Genomic DNA, 1,024 nt, shown 5'->3' on the forward strand with positions numbered 1-1,024 from the left:
GGGGGGGGGGGGGGGGGGGGGGGGGCGGGCGCGGGGGGGCGGGGGGGGGGGGGGGCGGGGCCGGGGCCGGGCGCCGCCCCGGGACCGGCCCCTCGCGGCCGCCGCGGGCGGCGGCAAGGGCGGGCGCGCAATCCGGCAGGGGCTCGGGCCGCGCGCCGGGCTGGTTGGCCAGCGCGCCGAGGACCTGGCCGAGATCCCCGCCCACGCGCCCGGCCAGCGCGCCGGCGGCGGCAGCCACGGCATTCTGCACCTGCACGCCGCCATAGGCGGGCGCGGCCAGCGTGCCGCCGAGATCGGCGGACACCCGGATCTCGGTGCCCGCGGCGCGGACATCGTGCAGCAGCCGCAGCGCGATCGCCTCGCTGCCGAGGTTGATGCTGCCGCTGCCGGAGACCTTGGCCGCGGGCGCATCCACCAGCAGCGTCCCGATGCGCAGCGTGCCGGCCTCCGCGCGGGCCCGCAGCGCGACGCATTCGACCGGCAGGCGGTTCGGCAGCGCCGGCAGCGCCGGCACGCGGGCGCGCAGCGCCTGCTGCACCGGGTTCATCAGCGCCGGCTCCAGCGTGGCGTCCACCATGGCGAGGCCGAGATGGCCGTCGAGCGTCGCGGCGATGGCGCGGAGCCCGGCGCCGGCGCCGCGCAGCTCGGCGTCCAGCTCCGCCTTGCCGGAAACGCGCACCGGCTCGCCCAGCGCCTGCTGCAGTGGGGCGAGGTCGAGGCCCGGGGCGCGCAGGGTCAATGCCAGGGTCGGTGTGGCCGCGGCGGCGTCGGCGGCGAGCTCGCCGCTCACCGGCCCGCCCGGTCCCGTCACGGCGAAGGGGGCGATCCGGGCGCGGCCGGCTTCGAGCTTCAGCGGCAGCCGCAGGTCGCGCCAGGTGGCGCCGCCCGCGGTGAGCGCGGCGACGGCAAGTTGCAGGTCGGCATCCCAGCCGCGCAGCGCGGCCAGCGGCAGGGCGATGTCGGGGATCGCCCCCCCCGCCCCCGCCCCCGCCCCGGCGCCCGCCCCGCGGGGCGGGGGGGGCGC

1 protein-coding gene is annotated in these 1,024 nt (G+C 81.7%); it reads right to left on the bottom strand.

Annotated elements, in window-relative coordinates; all coding sequences use genetic code 11:
- A partial coding sequence (locus tag AC1MIR_RS23395; RefSeq protein WP_480030589.1) for an AsmA family protein occupies window positions 1-1,024 on the bottom strand: 1,024 nt, incomplete at both ends.

Source organism: Falsiroseomonas sp. RANM36 (genome assembly GCF_056682175.1).